The sequence below is a fragment of the Pseudomonas sp. GD03944 genome, from assembly GCF_029839275.1.
Lineage (GTDB): Bacteria > Pseudomonadota > Gammaproteobacteria > Pseudomonadales > Pseudomonadaceae > Aquipseudomonas.
Genome location: NZ_JAOCAH010000012.1, coordinates 64,037 through 80,705 on the forward strand (window position 1 = coordinate 64,037; position 16,669 = coordinate 80,705).

The 16,669-nt window shown below is 66.7% G+C and carries 16 protein-coding genes; 9 read left to right on the forward strand and 7 right to left on the reverse strand.

The features are described from left to right. Positions 1 to 69: 69 nt before the first annotated feature. Both N5C28_RS18075 and N5C28_RS18080 read left to right on the forward strand, forming a co-directional pair. Positions 70 to 996, forward strand: coding sequence for a choline ABC transporter substrate-binding protein (locus N5C28_RS18075; RefSeq protein ID WP_279824497.1), 927 nt, complete (start codon positions 70 to 72; stop codon positions 994 to 996). A 116-nt stretch (positions 997 to 1,112) separates the two neighbouring features. After that, a complete protein-coding gene (locus N5C28_RS18080) occupies positions 1,113 to 2,681 on the forward strand; it encodes a SulP family inorganic anion transporter (protein ID WP_279824498.1) in 1,569 nt (522 codons plus the stop codon). A 6-nt stretch (positions 2,682 to 2,687) separates the two neighbouring features. Here N5C28_RS18080 and N5C28_RS18085 read toward each other — a convergent pair whose 3' ends face one another. From N5C28_RS18085 to hemF, 3 genes are all read right to left on the reverse strand, one after another. Further along, entirely contained in the window at positions 2,688 to 3,056 is a 369-nt protein-coding gene (locus N5C28_RS18085; RefSeq protein ID WP_279824499.1) for a DOPA 4,5-dioxygenase family protein, read from the reverse strand. 6 nt (positions 3,057 to 3,062) lie between these two features. After that, positions 3,063 to 3,884, reverse strand: coding sequence for a shikimate dehydrogenase (gene aroE, locus N5C28_RS18090; protein WP_279824500.1), 822 nt, complete (start codon positions 3,882 to 3,884; stop codon positions 3,063 to 3,065). A gap of 161 nt (positions 3,885 to 4,045) precedes the next feature. Continuing rightward, the gene (hemF, locus tag N5C28_RS18095; protein ID WP_279824502.1) at positions 4,046 to 4,960 is read right to left on the reverse strand and encodes an oxygen-dependent coproporphyrinogen oxidase; all 915 of its coding nucleotides are present in this window, start codon (positions 4,958 to 4,960) and stop codon (positions 4,046 to 4,048) included. Between the two features lie 187 nt (positions 4,961 to 5,147). Between hemF and N5C28_RS18100 the strand changes: the two genes are divergently transcribed. Continuing rightward, the gene (locus tag N5C28_RS18100) at positions 5,148 to 6,125 is read left to right on the forward strand and encodes an NADPH:quinone reductase (RefSeq protein WP_279824503.1); all 978 of its coding nucleotides are present in this window, start codon (positions 5,148 to 5,150) and stop codon (positions 6,123 to 6,125) included. 91 nt (positions 6,126 to 6,216) lie between these two features. Here the strand turns inward: N5C28_RS18100 and N5C28_RS18105 are convergent, their stop codons facing one another. From N5C28_RS18105 to N5C28_RS18115, 3 genes are all read right to left on the reverse strand, one after another. Then, on the reverse strand, positions 6,217 to 6,774 hold the full coding sequence (locus N5C28_RS18105; RefSeq protein WP_279824505.1) for a Sua5/YciO/YrdC/YwlC family protein: 558 nt from the start codon (positions 6,772 to 6,774) through the stop codon (positions 6,217 to 6,219). Between the two features lie 71 nt (positions 6,775 to 6,845). After that, positions 6,846 to 7,952 carry a DNA-processing protein DprA gene (gene dprA / locus N5C28_RS18110; protein ID WP_279824506.1) on the reverse strand — a complete coding sequence of 369 codons (1,107 nt, stop codon included), beginning with the start codon at positions 7,950 to 7,952 and terminating at the stop codon, positions 6,846 to 6,848. A 125-nt stretch (positions 7,953 to 8,077) separates the two neighbouring features. Continuing rightward, positions 8,078 to 9,103 (reverse strand): LysM peptidoglycan-binding domain-containing protein, encoded by a 1,026-nt coding sequence (locus N5C28_RS18115; RefSeq protein ID WP_279824507.1) that lies wholly within the window; start codon positions 9,101 to 9,103, stop codon positions 8,078 to 8,080. Positions 9,104 to 9,256: 153 nt separating this feature from the next. Here N5C28_RS18115 and def point away from each other — a divergent pair, with 153 nt between their 5' ends. The 5 genes from def (at position 9,257) to N5C28_RS18140 (ending at position 13,957) form a co-directional block, all read left to right on the forward strand. Further along, positions 9,257 to 9,763 (forward strand): peptide deformylase, encoded by a 507-nt coding sequence (def, locus tag N5C28_RS18120; protein WP_279824509.1) that lies wholly within the window; start codon positions 9,257 to 9,259, stop codon positions 9,761 to 9,763. A gap of 198 nt (positions 9,764 to 9,961) precedes the next feature. Then, positions 9,962 to 10,906: a methionyl-tRNA formyltransferase gene (fmt, locus tag N5C28_RS18125; protein ID WP_279824510.1), complete on the forward strand. Its 945-nt coding sequence runs from the start codon at positions 9,962 to 9,964 to the stop codon at positions 10,904 to 10,906. Beyond that, entirely contained in the window at positions 10,903 to 12,207 is a 1,305-nt protein-coding gene (gene rsmB, locus N5C28_RS18130; protein ID WP_279824511.1) for a 16S rRNA (cytosine(967)-C(5))-methyltransferase RsmB, read from the forward strand. Before fmt ends, rsmB begins: the two co-directional genes overlap by 4 nt. Before the next feature lie 12 nt (positions 12,208 to 12,219). After that, positions 12,220 to 13,593, forward strand: coding sequence for a Trk system potassium transporter TrkA (gene trkA / locus N5C28_RS18135; RefSeq protein ID WP_279824512.1), 1,374 nt, complete (start codon positions 12,220 to 12,222; stop codon positions 13,591 to 13,593). A gap of 43 nt (positions 13,594 to 13,636) precedes the next feature. Then, the gene (locus N5C28_RS18140; protein ID WP_279824513.1) at positions 13,637 to 13,957 is read left to right on the forward strand and encodes a tetratricopeptide repeat protein; all 321 of its coding nucleotides are present in this window, start codon (positions 13,637 to 13,639) and stop codon (positions 13,955 to 13,957) included. A gap of 333 nt (positions 13,958 to 14,290) precedes the next feature. Here N5C28_RS18140 and N5C28_RS18145 read toward each other — a convergent pair whose 3' ends face one another. Continuing rightward, positions 14,291 to 15,190 carry a LysR family transcriptional regulator gene (locus N5C28_RS18145; protein ID WP_279824514.1) on the reverse strand — a complete coding sequence of 300 codons (900 nt, stop codon included), beginning with the start codon at positions 15,188 to 15,190 and terminating at the stop codon, positions 14,291 to 14,293. A gap of 307 nt (positions 15,191 to 15,497) precedes the next feature. On the opposite strand from N5C28_RS18145, the gene N5C28_RS18150 reads away from it, so the two are divergent. Continuing rightward, positions 15,498 to 16,655, forward strand: coding sequence for an MFS transporter (locus N5C28_RS18150; RefSeq protein WP_279824602.1), 1,158 nt, complete (start codon positions 15,498 to 15,500; stop codon positions 16,653 to 16,655). Positions 16,656 to 16,669: the final 14 nt, after the last annotated feature.

Below are 16,669 nucleotides of genomic sequence, written 5' to 3' on the forward strand. Positions count from 1 at the left end.
GCGGAGCACACCGACGGCGGATGATCCACGCTGTATCCATAACCAAAGAAGCTGAGGGGAGAGAAAGGCATGAACACACGACACGTACTGTTCGCCGGTGGCCTGCTACTGGCCACCACCGCATTCCAGGCTCACGCCGAGGACGCCAGCTGCGCCACGGTGAAACTGGGCGACCCGGGCTGGAGCGACATCGCCGTGACCAATGGCATCGCCAGCTTCCTACTCGACGGCCTGGGCTACAAGGTGCAGAGCCAGACCCTCGGCGTACCGATCATCTTCGCCGGGCTGCAGAAGGGCCAGGTCGATGTGTTCCTCGGCAACTGGATGCCGGCGCAGCAGAGCAACTACGACAAGTTCGTCGCCAGCGGCGAGGTCGACAAGGTGGCGGAAAACCTCACGGGCACCGAATACACCCTGGCGGTGCCGACCTACGCCTATGACGCCGGTGTGAAAACCTTCGACGACTTGCAGAAGCACGCCGACAAATTCGACAAGAAGATCTACGGCATCGCCTCGGGCGCGCCGGCCAACGAGTCGATCAAGGAAATGATCGCCGCCAACGAATTCGGCCTGAAGGACTGGACCCTGGTGGAGTCCAGCGAGCAGGCCATGCTGGTGCAGGTGGGCCGCGCGGTGCGCCGCGACGAGTTCGTGGTGTTCCTCGGCTGGACCCCGCACCCGATGAACGTGCAGCACGACATGAAGTACCTCAAGGGCGGCGAGAAATATTTCGGCGAGAGCGGCACCGTCAACACCCTGGCCCGCAAGGGCTACGCGGCGCAGTGCCCCAACGTGGGCAAGCTGCTGGCCAACCTGACGTTCACCCAGGACATGGAGAACGCCATCATGGACCAGGTGCTGAGCAAGCAGGCCAGCAACGCCCAGGCGATCCAGGCCTGGCTCAAGGCCAACCCCCAGGTTATCGACGGCTGGCTGCAAGGCGTCACCACCCGCGACGGTGGCGATGGCGCGGCAGCGGTGAAGGCCAAGCTGTAACACGCCGGCGGCTGCCAGCGCACCAGACAGGGCGGGCGGGTTGTTCCTGCCTGCCGGGTCTGGTCGAATGACCCTGTTCACCTGCGCCATCCGTCTACTCCACCCCGAGCGACCGCATGCCGTTACCCAGCCGCTACAGCCTGTTCCCCTTCCTGCGCTGGCTGCCGGGCGTCAAACGCCGCAGCCTGGGCAACGACCTGCTGGTGGGGCTGAGCGGCGCGATCCTGGCCCTGCCGCAATCCATCGCCTATGCCCTGATCGCCGGCCTGCCGCCGGAGTACGGCCTGTACGCGGCCATCGTGCCGGTGATCATCGCCTGCCTGTGGGGTTCCTCCTGGCACCTGATCAGCGGGCCGACGGCGGCCATTTCCATCGTCCTGTTCACCAGCGTCAGCCAGCTCGCCACCCCGGGCAGCGATGAGTTCGTGGCGCGGGTGCTGCTGCTGACCTTCCTCGCCGGGCTGTTCCAGTGGCTGCTGGGGTTGTTGCGCTTCGGCGCGCTGGTCAACTTCGTCTCGCACTCGGTGGTGCTCGGCTTCACCCTCGGCGCGGCGCTGGTGATCGCCATCGGCCAGTTGCCCAATTTTCTGGGCATCAGCGTCCCCAGCCAGGCCACGGCCCTGACCACCCTGCTCGGCATCGGCCAGCACCTGGGGGAAAGCGACTGGCGCGCGTTGCTGCTGGCGGCGTTCACCCTCGGCGTCACCCTGCTGATCCGGCGCCTCTGGCCCCGGGCGCCGGCCCTGCTGCTGGGTATCGTGCTCGGCAGCCTGCTGGTGATGGCCTGGCCAGCGCAGCTGGGCGGTATCACCCTGGTCAGCGCCTTCGAAGGCCGGCTGCCGCCGTTCGTGCCCCTGGAGTTCCAGCTGTCCACAGTCCTCCAGCTACTGCCGGCAGCGGTGGCCTGCGGCATGCTCGGGCTGGTCACCAGCCTGTCGATCGCCCGGGCCCTGGCGAGCAAGTCGCAGCAGTTCCTCGATGCCAACCAGGACGTGCGCGCCCAGGGCCTGTCGAACATGCTCGGCCCCTGGTTCTCCGGCACCCTGTCGGCCGGCTCCTTCACCCGCTCGGCGCTGAACCTGCAGGCAGGCGCCCGCTCGCCCCTGGCCGGGGTGTTTTCCGCGCTGCTGGTGGCCCTGTTCGCGTTGTTCGGCGCCGAGCTGATCGCTCATATCCCCTTGCCGTGCATGGCGGCGGGTATCCTGCTGATCTGCTGGGGGCTGGTGGACATTGCCGGCGTGCGCGCGTTGCGCCGGGTCAGCCGCTCGGAGTCGCTGGTGATGCTGCTGACCCTGCTCGCCACCTTGCTGCTGGAACTGCAGACGGCGATCTACGCCGGGGTCCTGGCCTCGCTGTTCTTCTACCTCAAGCGCACCTCGCAACCCCGGGTGAAATTCTTCAAGGATGGGGACGAGGAGGTGCTGCGGGTCGAGGGCTCGATCTTCTTCGGCGCCTGCCACTATCTGCAGCAGATCATCCAGCGCAGCAAAGGCGAGCGGGTGGTGATCGACGCCCACCACGTGAATTTCATCGACTACGCCGGCGTGGAAATGCTGCACCAGGAAGCCCGCCGCCTGCACAGCCAGCAGCGCAGCCTGACCCTGCGTCGCGCACGGCCCCATGTCATCGAGGAGATTCACAAGCTCGAGGGCAGCGAAGGCTGCCCGATCCGCTTCGAGGATTGACCGCGGTCAGGCTTCGGGCGACAGCGGGTCGTCCCGCAGCACGCTGAGGTTCAGCGGCCGCACGGCGCCCATCCACAGGGCGCGGTCGCGGTGGTCGAGCAGGTCGTTGCCGGTGATCGGGTGCACCAACACCACCAGCCCGTCGCGCTTGAGGGCAAGCCAGGGAATCAGCTCGCCAAACAGCTCGGGACGGAACGCCAGCTGGCAGCTCCAGTCCGGGTGCGGCCCCACCGGCCGCTCGTACACCCGGCCCATCTTCAGCGGGAAGCGTTGCGCCGCTTCCTCGCACAGCGCCCGGGCCTGGTCCAGCGTCTGAGCATCGAAGTAGACGTGGGCGTGGTAGCCCTGGATACGCGGCAGGCTGGCGTCATCCATGGCCGATCAGGCCGCCAGTTGGCGGCGCAGCTCGGCCAGCACCGGTACGCTGTCCGGGCGCACGCCGCGCCACAGGAAGAACGCCTCGGCTGCCTGCTCGACCAGCATGCCCAGGCCATCCAGGGTCCGCGCGGCGCCGTGTTCTTCGGCCCAGCGGTTGAAGGCGGTGAGGCCTTTGCCGTACATCATGTCGTAGCAGACCGTGTGGCCCGGCTCGATCAGGCTCGGCGCGATGGCCGGCAGCTCGCCCGCCAGGCTGGCGGAGGTGCCGTTGATGATCAGGTCGACCGGGGCGTCGATCCAGTCGAAACCGCTGGCGACCACCGGCCCCAGGCTGTCGAACACCTGGGCCAGGTGTTCGGCCTTCTCCACCGTGCGGTTGGCGATGACCAGGCTGGCCGGCTGCTGCGCCAGCAGCGGCTCGATCACGCCGCGCACGGCGCCGCCGGCGCCTACCAGCAGGATGCGCTTGCCGCGCAGGTCGATCCCGGCGTTGACCGTGAGGTCGCGGACCAGGCCGGCGCCGTCGGTGTTATCGCCCAGCAGGCGGCCGTCATCGCCCTTTTTCAGGGTGTTCACCGCGCCGGCCAGGCGAGCCCGGGCCGTCAGTTCGTCCGCCAGCTCGAAGGCCTGTTCCTTGAACGGCACCGTGACGTTGCCGCCCTTGCCGTCACGAAAGAACGCCTGGGCGAACCCGCGGAAATCATCCAGCGGCGCCAACAACGCCTCGTAGCTGAGCGGCTCGCCGGTCTGCTCGGCGAACATACGGTGGATCAGCGGCGACTTGCTGTGGCCGATGGGGTTACCAAACACACCGTAGCGGTCCATGGAACATCCTTAGCGTTGAACGGTTGCAGCGTAGCTGGAGAAGTCGGGGTGTGGGGCACCCGACGCGCGCGGGAGGATCATACAGGCCAATGCCTGCGCCGGCATGGCATCGCGATGGCGTGCAGAGCGGGGCCGTCACCCTGGACGGCCCGCCCCGTGGATTACGACTCGGCCAGCCAGTCGCGGTCGGTCAGGAAGTACTCGGTCAGGCGCGCTTCTTCCGTGCCTGGCTCGGCCTTCCAGTCGTAGCCCCAGCGCACGTGCGGCGGCAGCGACATGAGGATCGACTCGGTGCGGCCACCGGACTGCAGGCCGAACAGCGTGCCACGGTCATAGACCAGGTTGAACTCGACGTAGCGACCCCGGCGGAACGCCTGAAACTCGCGCTGCTGCTCGGTGTAGGGCAGGGCCTTGCGGCGCTGGACAATCGGCAGGTAGGCCTCCAGGTAGGCATCGCCGATGGCGCGCAGGAAGGCGAAGCTGGTGTCGAAGTCCCACTCGTTCAGGTCGTCGAAGAACAGGCCGCCCACACCGCGCGGCTCGTTGCGGTGCTTGATGTGGAAGTAGCGATCGCACCAGGCCTTGTAGCGCGGGTAGACGTCGGCGCCGAACGGCGCGCAGGCCTGCTCGGCGACGCGGTGCCAGTGCACGCAGTCTTCTTCGTTGCCGTAGTACGGCGTGAGGTCGAAACCGCCGCCGAACCACCACACCGGCTCCTCGCCTTCCTTCTCGGCGATGAAGAAGCGCACGTTGGCGTGGGAGGTCGGCACATGGGGGTTGTGCGGGTGGATCACCAGCGACACGCCCAGCGCTTCGAAGCCGCGACCGGCCAATTCCGGACGGTGGGCACTGGCCGAGGGCGGCAGGCCGCTGCCGAAGACGTGGGAGAAATTGACCCCGCCTTTCTCGATCAGCCCGCCGTTCTCGATGACCCGCGTCCTGCCGCCGCCCCCTGCCGGACGCTGCCAGGCATCCTCGACGAAACGGGCGCTGCCGTCTTCGTCTTGCAGGGCGGAACAGATACGGTCTTGCAGGTCGAGCAGGTAGGCCTTCACGGCCTCAGTACGTTCACTCACGGCGGCACCTTGAACACGGTCGGGGCGGCAGGGCGTCTGGCCTGCCGCAAAAATCGACGGGCAGCATAGCACTAGCAACCGGCACACCGCAGTTGACGCGGATCAATCAGGACGGTTGGATAGGTGCCTTTCATCGCCCCGGGCGGGCATGCTCCGCCTTCGATCCTCATCCGTACAGGAGCCTGAAATGGCCAAGCGAATTCAGTTCAGCCAGCACGGCGGCCCAGAAGTCCTCGAGTACACCGACTACCAGCCGGCAGCACCTGGCGCCGGGGAAGTTCGCGTGCAGAACCAGGCCATCGGCCTGAACTTCATCGAAACCTATTTCCGCAGCGGCCTCTATCAGCCGCCGTCCCTGCCATCGAGCCTGGGCACTGAAGGTGCCGGCATCGTCGAGGCGGTGGGCGAGGGCGTCAGCCAGTTCCAGGTCGGCGACCGCGTGGCCTATGCCACCGGCCCTTTGGGCAGCTACAGCGAGCTGCACGTGCTGCCGGCCAGCAAGCTGGTGAAACTGCCCGACGCCATCAGCTTCGAACAAGCAGCCGCGGTGATGCTCAAGGGCCTCACCGTGCAGTACCTGCTGCGCCAGACCTATGACCTGCAAGGCGGCGAGACCATCCTGTTCCACGCGGCGGCCGGCGGTGTCGGCTCGCTGGCCTGCCAATGGGCCAAGGCCCTTGGGGTCAAATTGATCGGCACGGTCAGTTCGGCGGAGAAGGCTGCACGGGCCAAGGAGCAGGGCGCCTGGGCCACCATCGACTACAGCCACGAGAACGTCGCCCAGCGCGTGCTGGAGCTGACCGATGGCAAGAAGTGCCCGGTGGTTTATGACGGCGTGGGCAAGGACACCTGGGAAACGTCGCTGGACTGCGTGGCGCCCCGCGGCTTGCTGGTGAGCTTCGGCAACGCCTCCGGCGCGGTGAGCGGCGTCAACCTGGGGATCCTGGCGCAGAAGGGCTCGCTGTACGTCACCCGTCCCACCCTGGCCAGCTACGCCGACACCCCGGAGCGCCTGCAGGCCATGGCCGATGACCTGTTCGGCATGATCGCCAGCGGCAAGCTGCAGGTGGACATCAGCAACCGCTACGCGCTCAAGGACGCCGCTGCCGCCCAGACCGCCCTCAGCGGCCGGCAGACCACCGGTTCCACCATCCTATTGCCGTAACCGGTCATCGCGGCTTAAGCGCCTCCCACGAGCCGGTGTGCCCCTGTGAGAGGCGCTTTAGCGGCGAGCTTTGGCTCTGGCGTCGCGGGGCTCAGGAAGGCCGAATCACATCGCCGGTGCGCAGGTCGCGGATCAGGCTGGGGTTCTTGCGCCCACCCAAAGCGCCGCCCAGCACCTTGTCCAGTTGGCCAGGGAAGTACTGCTCCACCCGCAGGCGGGAGCGCGCCGAGGGGCGGCCGGCCGGATTCGCCGAGGTGGACACCAGCGGGCCGGTGAGGGCGCACAGCGCCTGCACCAGCGGGTGATCGGTGACCCGCAGCGCCACACTGTCGTGCTCGCCGGTGATCCATTCGGGCAGTCGTCCCTGGTGCGGCACCAGCCAGGTGTTCGGGCCCGGCCAGCTGCCGGCCAGGCGCTCCTGCCAGACATCAGGCAGGTCCTCCAGGAGGAAGTCGAACTGGCGGATGTCGTCGGCCACCACGATCAACCCCTTGTGCATCGGGCGGTTCTTCAGCGCCAGGAGCCGGTCCACGGCCAGTTCATCCCAGGGATCACACCCCAGTCCCCAGACCGCTTCGGTCGGGTAGGCAATCACCCCACCCTGACTCACTACCCGCGCTGCGTGTTGCACCTGCCAACTGCTGACCATGAATGACGCTCCCGATAAAGGCTGACGGCAGTGTATCCAAGCTCGATGGCGCTTGCGAAACCCTGTCGCGCTCAGCGCCCGACCCAGCGCCCGGCCTCACAGGCCACACGCCCCTCCAGCTCCAGCTCGGTCAGCGCCACCAACACCTCCGACAGTGACCAGCCGCTCGCCACCGCAAGGGCTTCGCTGCTGTGCGGCGCCGCGTGCAGCAGGTCGAGCAGCGGATGGGCCGGCCGCTCGGGCGGGCTGTCGGCCTCGCGCTGCAGCGGCACGGCCTGCCAGCCCCGCAGGGCTTCGAGGATGTGCTCGATGCTTTCCACCAACGTGGCGCCATCACGGATCAACTGGTGACAACCACGGGCGCCTGGGTGGTGGATCGAGCCGGGGATCGCATACACCTCGCGCCCCTGCTCGGCAGCCAGGCGCGCGGTGATCAGCGAGCCGCTGGACGGGCTGGCCTCGACCACCAGCACCCCGAGGGACAGTCCGCTGATGATGCGGTTGCGCCGCGGAAAGTTGCTGGCATGGGGCGGACTGGACAGCGGCAACTCGGAAATAAGGGCACCGCCCCCGGCGACGATGTTCGCCGCCAGTGCCTTGTGCCGCGCCGGATACAGGCAACACAAGCCGGTGCCCAGCACGGCGATGGTCTTGCCCCCGGCATCCAGGGCCCCCTGATGGGCCGCGCCGTCGATGCCCAGGGCCAGCCCGCTGGTGATGACGAAGCCTCCGGCCGCCAGACTGCGGGCGAAGCGTTGCGCCGTATCCAGGCCGGGGCGGGAGGCGCGCCGACTGCCGACCATGGCCAGCTGCGGTTGCTCCAGCAGGGCGGGGTCGCCGTCGACGAACAGCAGCGGCGGCGCATCGCTCAGTTCGGCGAGCAGACCCGGATAGCTCGGGTCATCCCACATCAACAGTGAATGGCCGGGCTGCTCCAGCCAGGCCAAGGCGTGGCCGGCGCATTCGCGCACCTCGACACTGCGCCGGGCATCGGCGCACGCGCTTGGCAAGCCCAGGGAACGCCAGGCGGCAGCCGGCGCACTCAATGCGGCCGAGGCGGAGTCGAAGGCAGTGAGCAGGGTACGAAAACGCCGTGGCCCCAGTTCAGGCAGGCTGTGCAGACGCAGGCGGGCTTCGAGTTCGGCGGGGGAAATGCAATAACGCGGGGATGGCGGCATGGCGATCGTCCTTGATCGTGGTACACCCGATGACCGATCCGTGGTCGCTGGGGGGGCTGAAAAGACAAAGCCCCGTGGACCAGGGCGCATGCATCACGCACCCTGGTCCACGGGGCTTGCCGGTATTACGGGTTGCGCACCTTGTCCATCAGCGCCAGCGAACGGTTGGCCCCCAGGACCAGGCCGTAGCTGAGCTTTTCATAGGTGCGGAAAACCATGACCAGGCCGGCACGCTCGTCCGGGATCTTCACCGACTCACCGGTGATGCGGTCACGGACGGTTTCACCGGTCTTGTAGATGGCCAGCACGTTGCCTTCGATCAGGCCATCGCGGGTGCCCTTGTTCAGGGTCACCACATCGAACTGACCGATCTGGGTCACGCCGCGCGGCACGTCGAGGATCAGGCCGTTGATCTCGGTGGTCGGCTCGCTGGGCATGAAGGTCGAGTTGATCGCGCGTTCTTCGGTATGGAACAGACGGTCGCCCAAGCGAACTTCCTGGGTGGTGCGCGTCAGGTTCATGGTACCGATGTCGCCTTCCTCAGCGATGATCTCGCCACCGCCGATGTCATCGGCGTTGATGCCCAGGAATTCCTGGGTATCCGGGTCGATGTAGGTCTTGCCCTGGCGGAAGATGCCGTACACCGGTGCGTTCTCGTCGAAACTGCCACGGGCATACACACGGTCACCGGCACCACTGATCACGCCTTCGTTGTTACCGGCGACGATGTACGGGGCGGCCTGGAACTCTTCCGGCGAATTGGCGATGCGGTTGCTCAGCAGGAAGCTGTTGATGGCGTCCAGCGGAATGGTCGGAATCGCTTCGGCCATCGGCGTGCTGCGCACTTTCGGCGACAGCTTGATGGTGCCGCGGGACTCACCACGGTTGAGCATCAAGCGCGGCTGGCCGTCGACATAGACCAGGCTCAGTTGGTCGCCTGGGTAGATCAGGTGCGGGTTTTCAACCTGAGGGTTGGCGTGCCAGATTTCCGGCCACTTCCATGGCTGGCTGAGAAATTTTCCGGAAATGTCCCAGAGAGTGTCGCCCTTGACTACCGTATAACGGTCGGGGTGACCTTCCTTGAGCTGCACTTCGGCCTGGGCCAAGCCGCTTGCGGCGAGCAGCAGCAGGGCGAGTAGTGATTTCCTCATGCGGTGAATCCCTTTATTATGTGTCTTCACGTGGAGCGCCCTAGCGCCGCGACTAAAACCCAGTAGGGCCGCGGCGTGAAGCCGTTTTTCAATGCTGCTCATCATCTTAGCAGCGGATTTTGACTTTATTCCACAAGTGCATCACAAACCCTTATGGCGATCTTAAACATCCTCGAATTTCCCGATCCACGGCTGCGCACCATCGCCAAACCGGTGGATGTGGTCGACGACGAATTGCGTCAGTTGATCGATGACATGTTCGAAACCATGTATGACGCGCCCGGGATCGGCCTGGCAGCGACCCAGGTCAACGTGCACAAGCGCGTGGTGGTCATGGACCTGTCCGAGGACAAGTCCGAGCCGCGGGTCTTCATCAACCCCGAGTTCGAGTCGCTGACCGACGAGATGGACCAATACCAGGAAGGCTGCCTGTCCGTGCCGGGGTTCTACGAGAATGTGGACCGCCCGCAGAAAGTCAGGATCAAGGCCCTGGATCGGGACGGCAAGCCCTACGAACTGATCGCCGAAGGCCTGCTGGCCGTGTGCATCCAGCACGAGTGCGATCACCTCAACGGCAAGCTGTTCGTCGATTACCTGTCTAACCTGAAGCGTGATCGCATCAAGAAAAAGCTGGAAAAGCAGCACCGCCAGCGAGCTTGAGCCACAACATCTATATAAAGGCTTGCTCCAGGCTAAGTGAGAACGTCGCGAGCGAAGGTTAGGCAAGGAAAAAACAGGCGAAGAAGCGGAGTGTACGAGTTGTACATGAGCATTCTGAGCCTGTTTTTGACGCGGCATAACCGAGCGCAGCAGTTCTCACTTAGCCTGAAGGCAAGCCTTTTTCTTTAGCGAGTCCCCATGACCGAAGCACTGCGCATCGTCTTCGCCGGCACCCCCGAGTTCGCCGCCGAGCACCTCAAGGCCCTGCTCGACACGCCCCACCAGATCATCGCCGTGTACAGCCAGCCGGATCGCCCGGCCGGTCGTGGACAGAAGCTCACGCCCAGCCCGGTGAAGCAGCTCGCCCTGGAGCACGGCATCGCCGTGTACCAGCCGCAGACCCTGCGCGACCCGGAGGCCCAGGCCGAGCTGGCGGCGCTCGCACCGGACCTCATGGTGGTGGTGGCCTACGGCCTGATCCTGCCGCAGGTGGTGCTCGACACCCCGCGCCTGGGCTGCATCAACAGTCATGCTTCGCTGCTGCCGCGCTGGCGCGGTGCGGCGCCGATCCAGCGCGCGGTGGAAGCCGGCGATGCCGAGAGCGGCGTGACCGTGATGCAGATGGAAGCCGGCCTGGACACCGGGCCGATGCTGCTCAAGGTCAGCACCCCGATCAGCGCGGACGACACCGGCGGCAGCCTGCACGATCGCCTGGCCGGTCTCGGCCCCCAAGCGGTGATCGAGGCGATCGCCGGCCTGGCCGCCGGGACCCTGGTGGGCGAGGTGCAGGACGATGCCCTCGCCACCTACGCGCACAAGCTGAACAAGGACGAAGCCCGTCTCGACTGGACTCGCCCGGCCGCGGAGCTGGAGCGCCTGGTTCGCGCCTTCCACCCCTGGCCGATCTGCCACAGCACCCTGAGCGGCGAAGCCCTCAAGGTGCATGCCGCCACGCTGGGCGAAGGCCGGGGCACGCCGGGCACCGTGCTCGCCGCCGACAAGACCGGCCTTACCGTGGCCTGCGGCGAAGGTGCATTGCGCCTGACCCGCCTGCAGCTGCCCGGCGGCAAGGCCCTGAACTTCAGCGACCTGTACAACAGCCGCCGCGAGCAGTTCGCCACCGGCCTGGTGCTGGGCCAGTGAACCCGCGTCTCGCCGCCGCCAAGGCGCTGGCCGCCGTGCTCGCCGGCAAGGCGTCGCTGGGCAGCAGCCTGCCGCCGCTGCTGGACAAGGTCGATGCCCGCGATCGCGCCCTGGCCCAGGACCTGGCGTTCGGTACCGCGCGCTGGCAACCACGCCTGGCCCTGCTGGCCGACAAACTGCTGCAGAAGCCCCTGACCGACCGCGACATCGAAGCACTGCTGCTGATCGGCCTGTACCAGCTGTTCTACACCCGTATTCCGGCACACGCGGCGATTGGCGAGACCGTCGGCTGCGCCGACAAGCTGAAGAAGTCGTCGGCCAAGGGCCTGCTCAACGCCGTGCTGCGCAACGCCCAGCGCGACGGCGAGACGATCATCGCCAGCCTCGACCGCGACCCGGTGCTGCACACCGCCCACCCGCGCTGGTTGCAGAAGGCGCTGAAGGCGCATTGGCCGGAGCACTGGCAGGCCATCTGCACGGCCAACAACGCGCACCCGCCGCTGATCCTGCGGGTCAATCGTCGCCATGGCAGCCGCGATGCCTACCTGGACGAACTGCGCCGCGTCGGTTTCGACGCCGAAGCCTGCCCATTCAGCCGCGACGGCATTCGCCTGCTCGAAGCCTGCGACGTCACCACCCTGCCGGGCTTCGCCGAAGGGCGCGTCAGCGTGCAGGACGAAGCCGCGCAGCTGGCCGCCGACCTGCTCGAGCTGGCTCCCGGGCAGCGCGTGCTGGACGCCTGCTGCGCCCCCGGCGGCAAGACCTGCCACCTGCTCGAAGCCGAGCCTGCCCTGGCCCATGTGGTCGCCGTGGACCTGGAAGAAAAACGCCTGCTGCGCGTCCGCGACAACCTGCAGCGCCTGAACATGGACGCCGAGCTGATCGCCGCCGACGCCCGGGCCGTGGACGAGTGGTGGGACGGCCAGGCTTTCCAGCGCATCCTGCTCGATGCGCCGTGCTCGGCCACCGGGGTGATCCGCCGTCATCCGGATATCAAGCTGACCCGCCAGCCCGAGGACATTACCGCCCTGGCCCAGCTGCAGGGCGAGATGCTCGACGCGCTGTGGCCGACCCTGGCCGTGGGCGGCATGCTGGTGTACGCCACCTGTTCGACGCTGCCCACCGAGAACACCGAAGTGATCGAGGCCTTCCTGGCCCGCACGCCGGGCGCCCGGGAGCTGGCGATCGCCGGCCCCTTCGGCCTGCCCCAGCCCCATGGCCGCCAGTTGCTCGCGCAGGTGGACGGCCACGATGGCTTTTACTATGCCAAGCTGATCAAAATCGCCGCCACCCGTGGCTGAGGAACGGACTGCATGAAGATCATCATTCTCGGTGCCGGCCAGGTCGGCGGCACGTTGGCCGAACACCTGGCCAGCGAGGCCAACGACATCACGGTGGTCGACACCGACGGTGACCGCCTGCGCGAGCTGAGTGATCGCCTGGACATCCGTACCGTGCAGGGCAAGGGCTCGTTCCCCACGGTGTTGCGCCAGGCCGGTGCCGATGACGCCGACATGCTGGTGGCGGTGACCAACAGCGACGAAGTGAACATGGTTGCCTGCCAGGTGGCCTACACCCTGTTCCACACCCCGACGCGCATCGCCCGGGTGCGCGAGGCGGCCTACCTGACCCGCGAAGCGCTGTTCGACAACGAAGCCATTCCGGTCGACGTGCTGATCAGCCCCGAGCAGGTGGTCACCAACTACATCCGCCGCCTGATCGAATACCCCGGCGCCCTGCAGGTCATCGACTTCGCCGAGGGCAAGGCCCAGCTGGTCGCGGTCAAGGCCTACTACGGCGGCCCTCTGGTGGGCCAGCAACTGCGCCAGCTGCGCGCCCACATGCCCAACGTCGACACCCGGGTCGCCGCGATCTTCCGCCGCGACCGGGCGATCATGCCCCAGGGCGATACCGTGATCGAAGCCGACGACGAGGTGTTCTTCATTGCCGCCAAGGGCGACATCCGGGCGGTGATGAGCGAAATGCGCCGCCTCGAAGACAGCTACAAGCGCGTGGTCATCGCCGGCGGTGGCCACATTGGCGAACGCCTGGCCGAGGCCATCGAGAGCCGCTACCAGGTGAAGATCATCGAGATGAACCCGGCCCGCTGCCGCTACCTCTCGGAGAACCTGGAAAGCACCATCGTGCTGCAGGGCAGTTCCTCCGACCGCGACCTGCTGGTGGAGGAGAACATCAAGGACGCCGACATCTTCCTCGCCCTGACCAACGACGACGAGGCCAACATCATGTCCTCGCTGCTGGCCAAGCGCCTGGGCGCGCGCAAGGTGATGACCCTGATCAACAACCCGGCCTACGTCGACCTGATCCAGGGCGGCGAGATCGACATCGCCATCAGCCCGCAGCTGGCCACCATCGGCAGCCTGCTGACCCACGTGCGCCGGGGCGACATCGAAAGCGTGCACTCCCTGCGCCGCGGCGCCGCCGAAGCCATCGAGGCCATCGCCCATGGCGATTCCCGTTCGAGCAAGGTGGTGGGCAAGGCGATCAAGGATGTCTCGCTGCCGCCGGGCACCACCATCGGCGCGATCATCCGCGACGAGGAAGTGCTGATCGCCCACGACGCTACGGTGATCGAATCCGGCGACCACGTGATCCTGTTCCTGGTCGACAAGAAGCACATCCGCGATGTCGAGCGCCTGTTCCAGGTCGGCCTGACCTTCTTCTGACCCCTGGCTGCAGGCCTGACGCCGCCCACAACGGAGACGCCGGATGAGCACCGAAGCCCTGGAGAAGATGCTGGCCAAAGGCATGGACAACGCGCTGCTGCGCTTCGGCCTGGGCAAGGGATACCTGGACGCGGGCGACGCTGCCCGCGCCGCCGACCACCTGCAACACTGCGTCACCTTCGACCCGGCCTACTCCGCCGCCTGGAAGCTGCTCGGCAAGGCCCTGCAGGCCGCCGGCGACACCAAAGGCGCCCGCCACGCCTGGCAGAGCGGCCTGACCGCCGCCCAGGCCAAGGGCGATAAACAGGCGGAAAAGGAAATGACCGTGTTCCTGCGCAAGCTGGACAAGAACGCCAGCGCCTGAGCCCGAACACAGCACCTGCCCGTAGCTCTTTTCATCCACCAGGGGCCGCGCCAAAGCCATCATCCTCTCCCCTCCGTAGCCTGGGTTGAGCCTGGCGATACCCGGGACAACCCTTCCCGGGTATCGCTTCGCTCGACCCAGGCTACATGCTGGACAACAACACAAGCGCCTGAGCCCGAACACACCACCACGCCGTAGGGTGGATGACGCTCTTTTCATCCACCCGGGGCCGCGCTAAAGCCTACATCCTCTCCCCTCCGTAGCCTGGGTTGAGCCCGGCGATACCCGGGACAACCCTTCCCGGGTGTCGCTTCGCTCGACCCAGGCTACGTGCTACTTCATCGCCTGCACTTCCCGGGTCAGCAGGTCGATGAAGGCCTGGGCCAGGGGCGAACGTTCCTGGCGGCGTTTGACCAGCCACACCGCGGTGGTGGCGTCGGCGTCGAGCAGGGTGCGGAACACCACGCCATCGATGCGCACCCGCCGGAACGACGACGGCAGCACCGACACCCCGAGGCCCGCCGCCACCAGGCCGATGATGGTCAGCGCCTCGTGCGCCTCCTGGGTCACCCGTGGGCTGAAGCCCGCCTGGCGCGCCAGGCCGAGCAACTGCCCGTACAGGCCGGTGCCGTAGCTGCGCGGGAAGAACACGAACGGCTCGTCCGCCAGCTCCGCCAGCGCCAGGCCGCGGTCCTCGTCGCCGGCCAGCGGGTGGTCGGCGTGCAGCAGCGCCATCAGCGGCTCGCGCAGCAACTCCACCGCATCCAGCTCGGCCGGCAATTCCAGGGGGCGGATCATGCCGATCTGCAGCTTGCGCTCCATCAGCGCCTGGCTGACCTCGCTGCTGGTCATTTCCTGCAGGTTGAGGTGCACCGCCGGGAAGGCCTGGCGGAAGGCGAACACCGCCCGGGGAATGATCGAGACGAAGGGCGCCGAGGCGGTGAAACCGATCTGCAATTCGCCGATCTCGCCCTGCTCGGCACGCCGTACCACATCCACCGAGTGGCTGACCTGGGCCAGGGTCTGCCGGGTCTCCTCAAGAAACAGGCGGCCGGCATCGGTGAGCGCGACATGCCGGTTGCTGCGCTCGAACAGGCGAACCCCCAGCTCCTGCTCCAGGGCCTGGATCTGCTGGCTCAAGGGCGGCTGGGAAATACCCAGCAGCTCGGCCGCGCGGCCGAAGTGCAGCTCTTCGGCAACCGCCACGAAATACCGCAGATGACGCAGTTCCATGCCTTCTCCATGAGTCGTTAAACCTATCGTTCAGGTCGAATATTATATTGGATGAAACTTACCGTCCTATTTATCCTTGTGACCATTCCAATCACAACAACGCGCCCCACGTGCCAGCTCGCCTGTGCATGACGGCCGTTTGTTGCCTGAAGAAATGCACGTTCACGAGGTCACCATGAGCCAGCCCATCCCCCACGCGCCCAACGAGTGCGTGCCCGCCGACGAGGAGCCTGCCCCCAACAGCGCCGTGGCAGAACCGGTCTATATCCAGAAAGGCACCCGCGCCTTCCTGCGCACGATTCTCGCCATGTGCTCCGGCGGCTTCGCCACCTTTGCCCTGCTCTACTGCGTGCAACCGATGATGCCGATGCTCTCGCTGCAGTTCGACCTGAGCGCCGCAGAAAGCAGCCTGATCCTGTCCATTTCCACCATCACGATGGCGTTCGGCCTGCTGATCACCGGCCCGCTGTCCGACGCACTCGGGCGCAAGCCTGTGATGGTGGTCTCGCTGATCGCCGCCGCGCTGTTCACCGTGGGCAGCGCGCTGATGCCGACCTGGGAAGGGGTGCTGGTGATGCGTGCCCTGGTTGGCCTGGCCCTGAGCGGCCTGGCGGCAGTGGCCATGAGTTACCTGAGCGAGGAAATCGACCCGTTGCACCTCGGCCTGGCCATGGGCGTGTACATCGGCGGCAACGCCATTGGCGGCATGAGCGGCCGCCTGCTCAGCGGCGTACTGGTCGACTACATGTCCTGGCACGCGGTGCTCGGCACCCTGGGGGGCCTGGGCGTGCTGGCCGGGCTGCTGTTCTGGCGCCTGCTGCCCGAGTCGCGCAATTTCCGCTCGCGCTCGCTGCGCCCGCGCAGCCTGCTGCAAGGCTATACCCTGCAGTTCCGCGATGCCGGCCTGCCGTGGCTGTTCCTGCTGGGCTTCCTGCTGATGGGCAGCTTCGTGACCCTGTTCAACTACATCGGCTACCGCCTGATCGAATCGCCGTTCCGCCTCGACCAGACCAGTATCGGCCTGCTGTCGGTGGTGTATCTGTCGGGCATCTACAGTTCGGCGCAGATCGGCGCCCTGGCCGACAAACTCGGAAGGCGCAAAGTGTTGTGGGCGGTGATCGGCCTGATGCTCGGCGGCCTGGCCCTGACGGTGCCGGACAACCTGCCGGTGGTGCTGGTCGGCATGCTGCTGTTCACCTTCGGCTTCTTCGGCGCCCACTCGGTGGCCAGCAGTTGGATCGGCCGGCGTGCGACTCAGGCGAAGGGCCAGGCCTCGTCGCTGTACCTGTTCTGCTACTACGTGGGTTCCAGCGTCGCCGGCACCCTGGGCGGGGTGTTCTGGCAATCGGCGGGCTGGGACGGCATCGGCCTGTTCATCGGCTCCCTGCTGCTGGTCGCCCTGGCCGTGGCGCTGCACCTGTCACGCCTGCAGGCGTTGCCGGTGGTGGCCGTCCAGCCGCGCTGAACACGAAGCCGGCC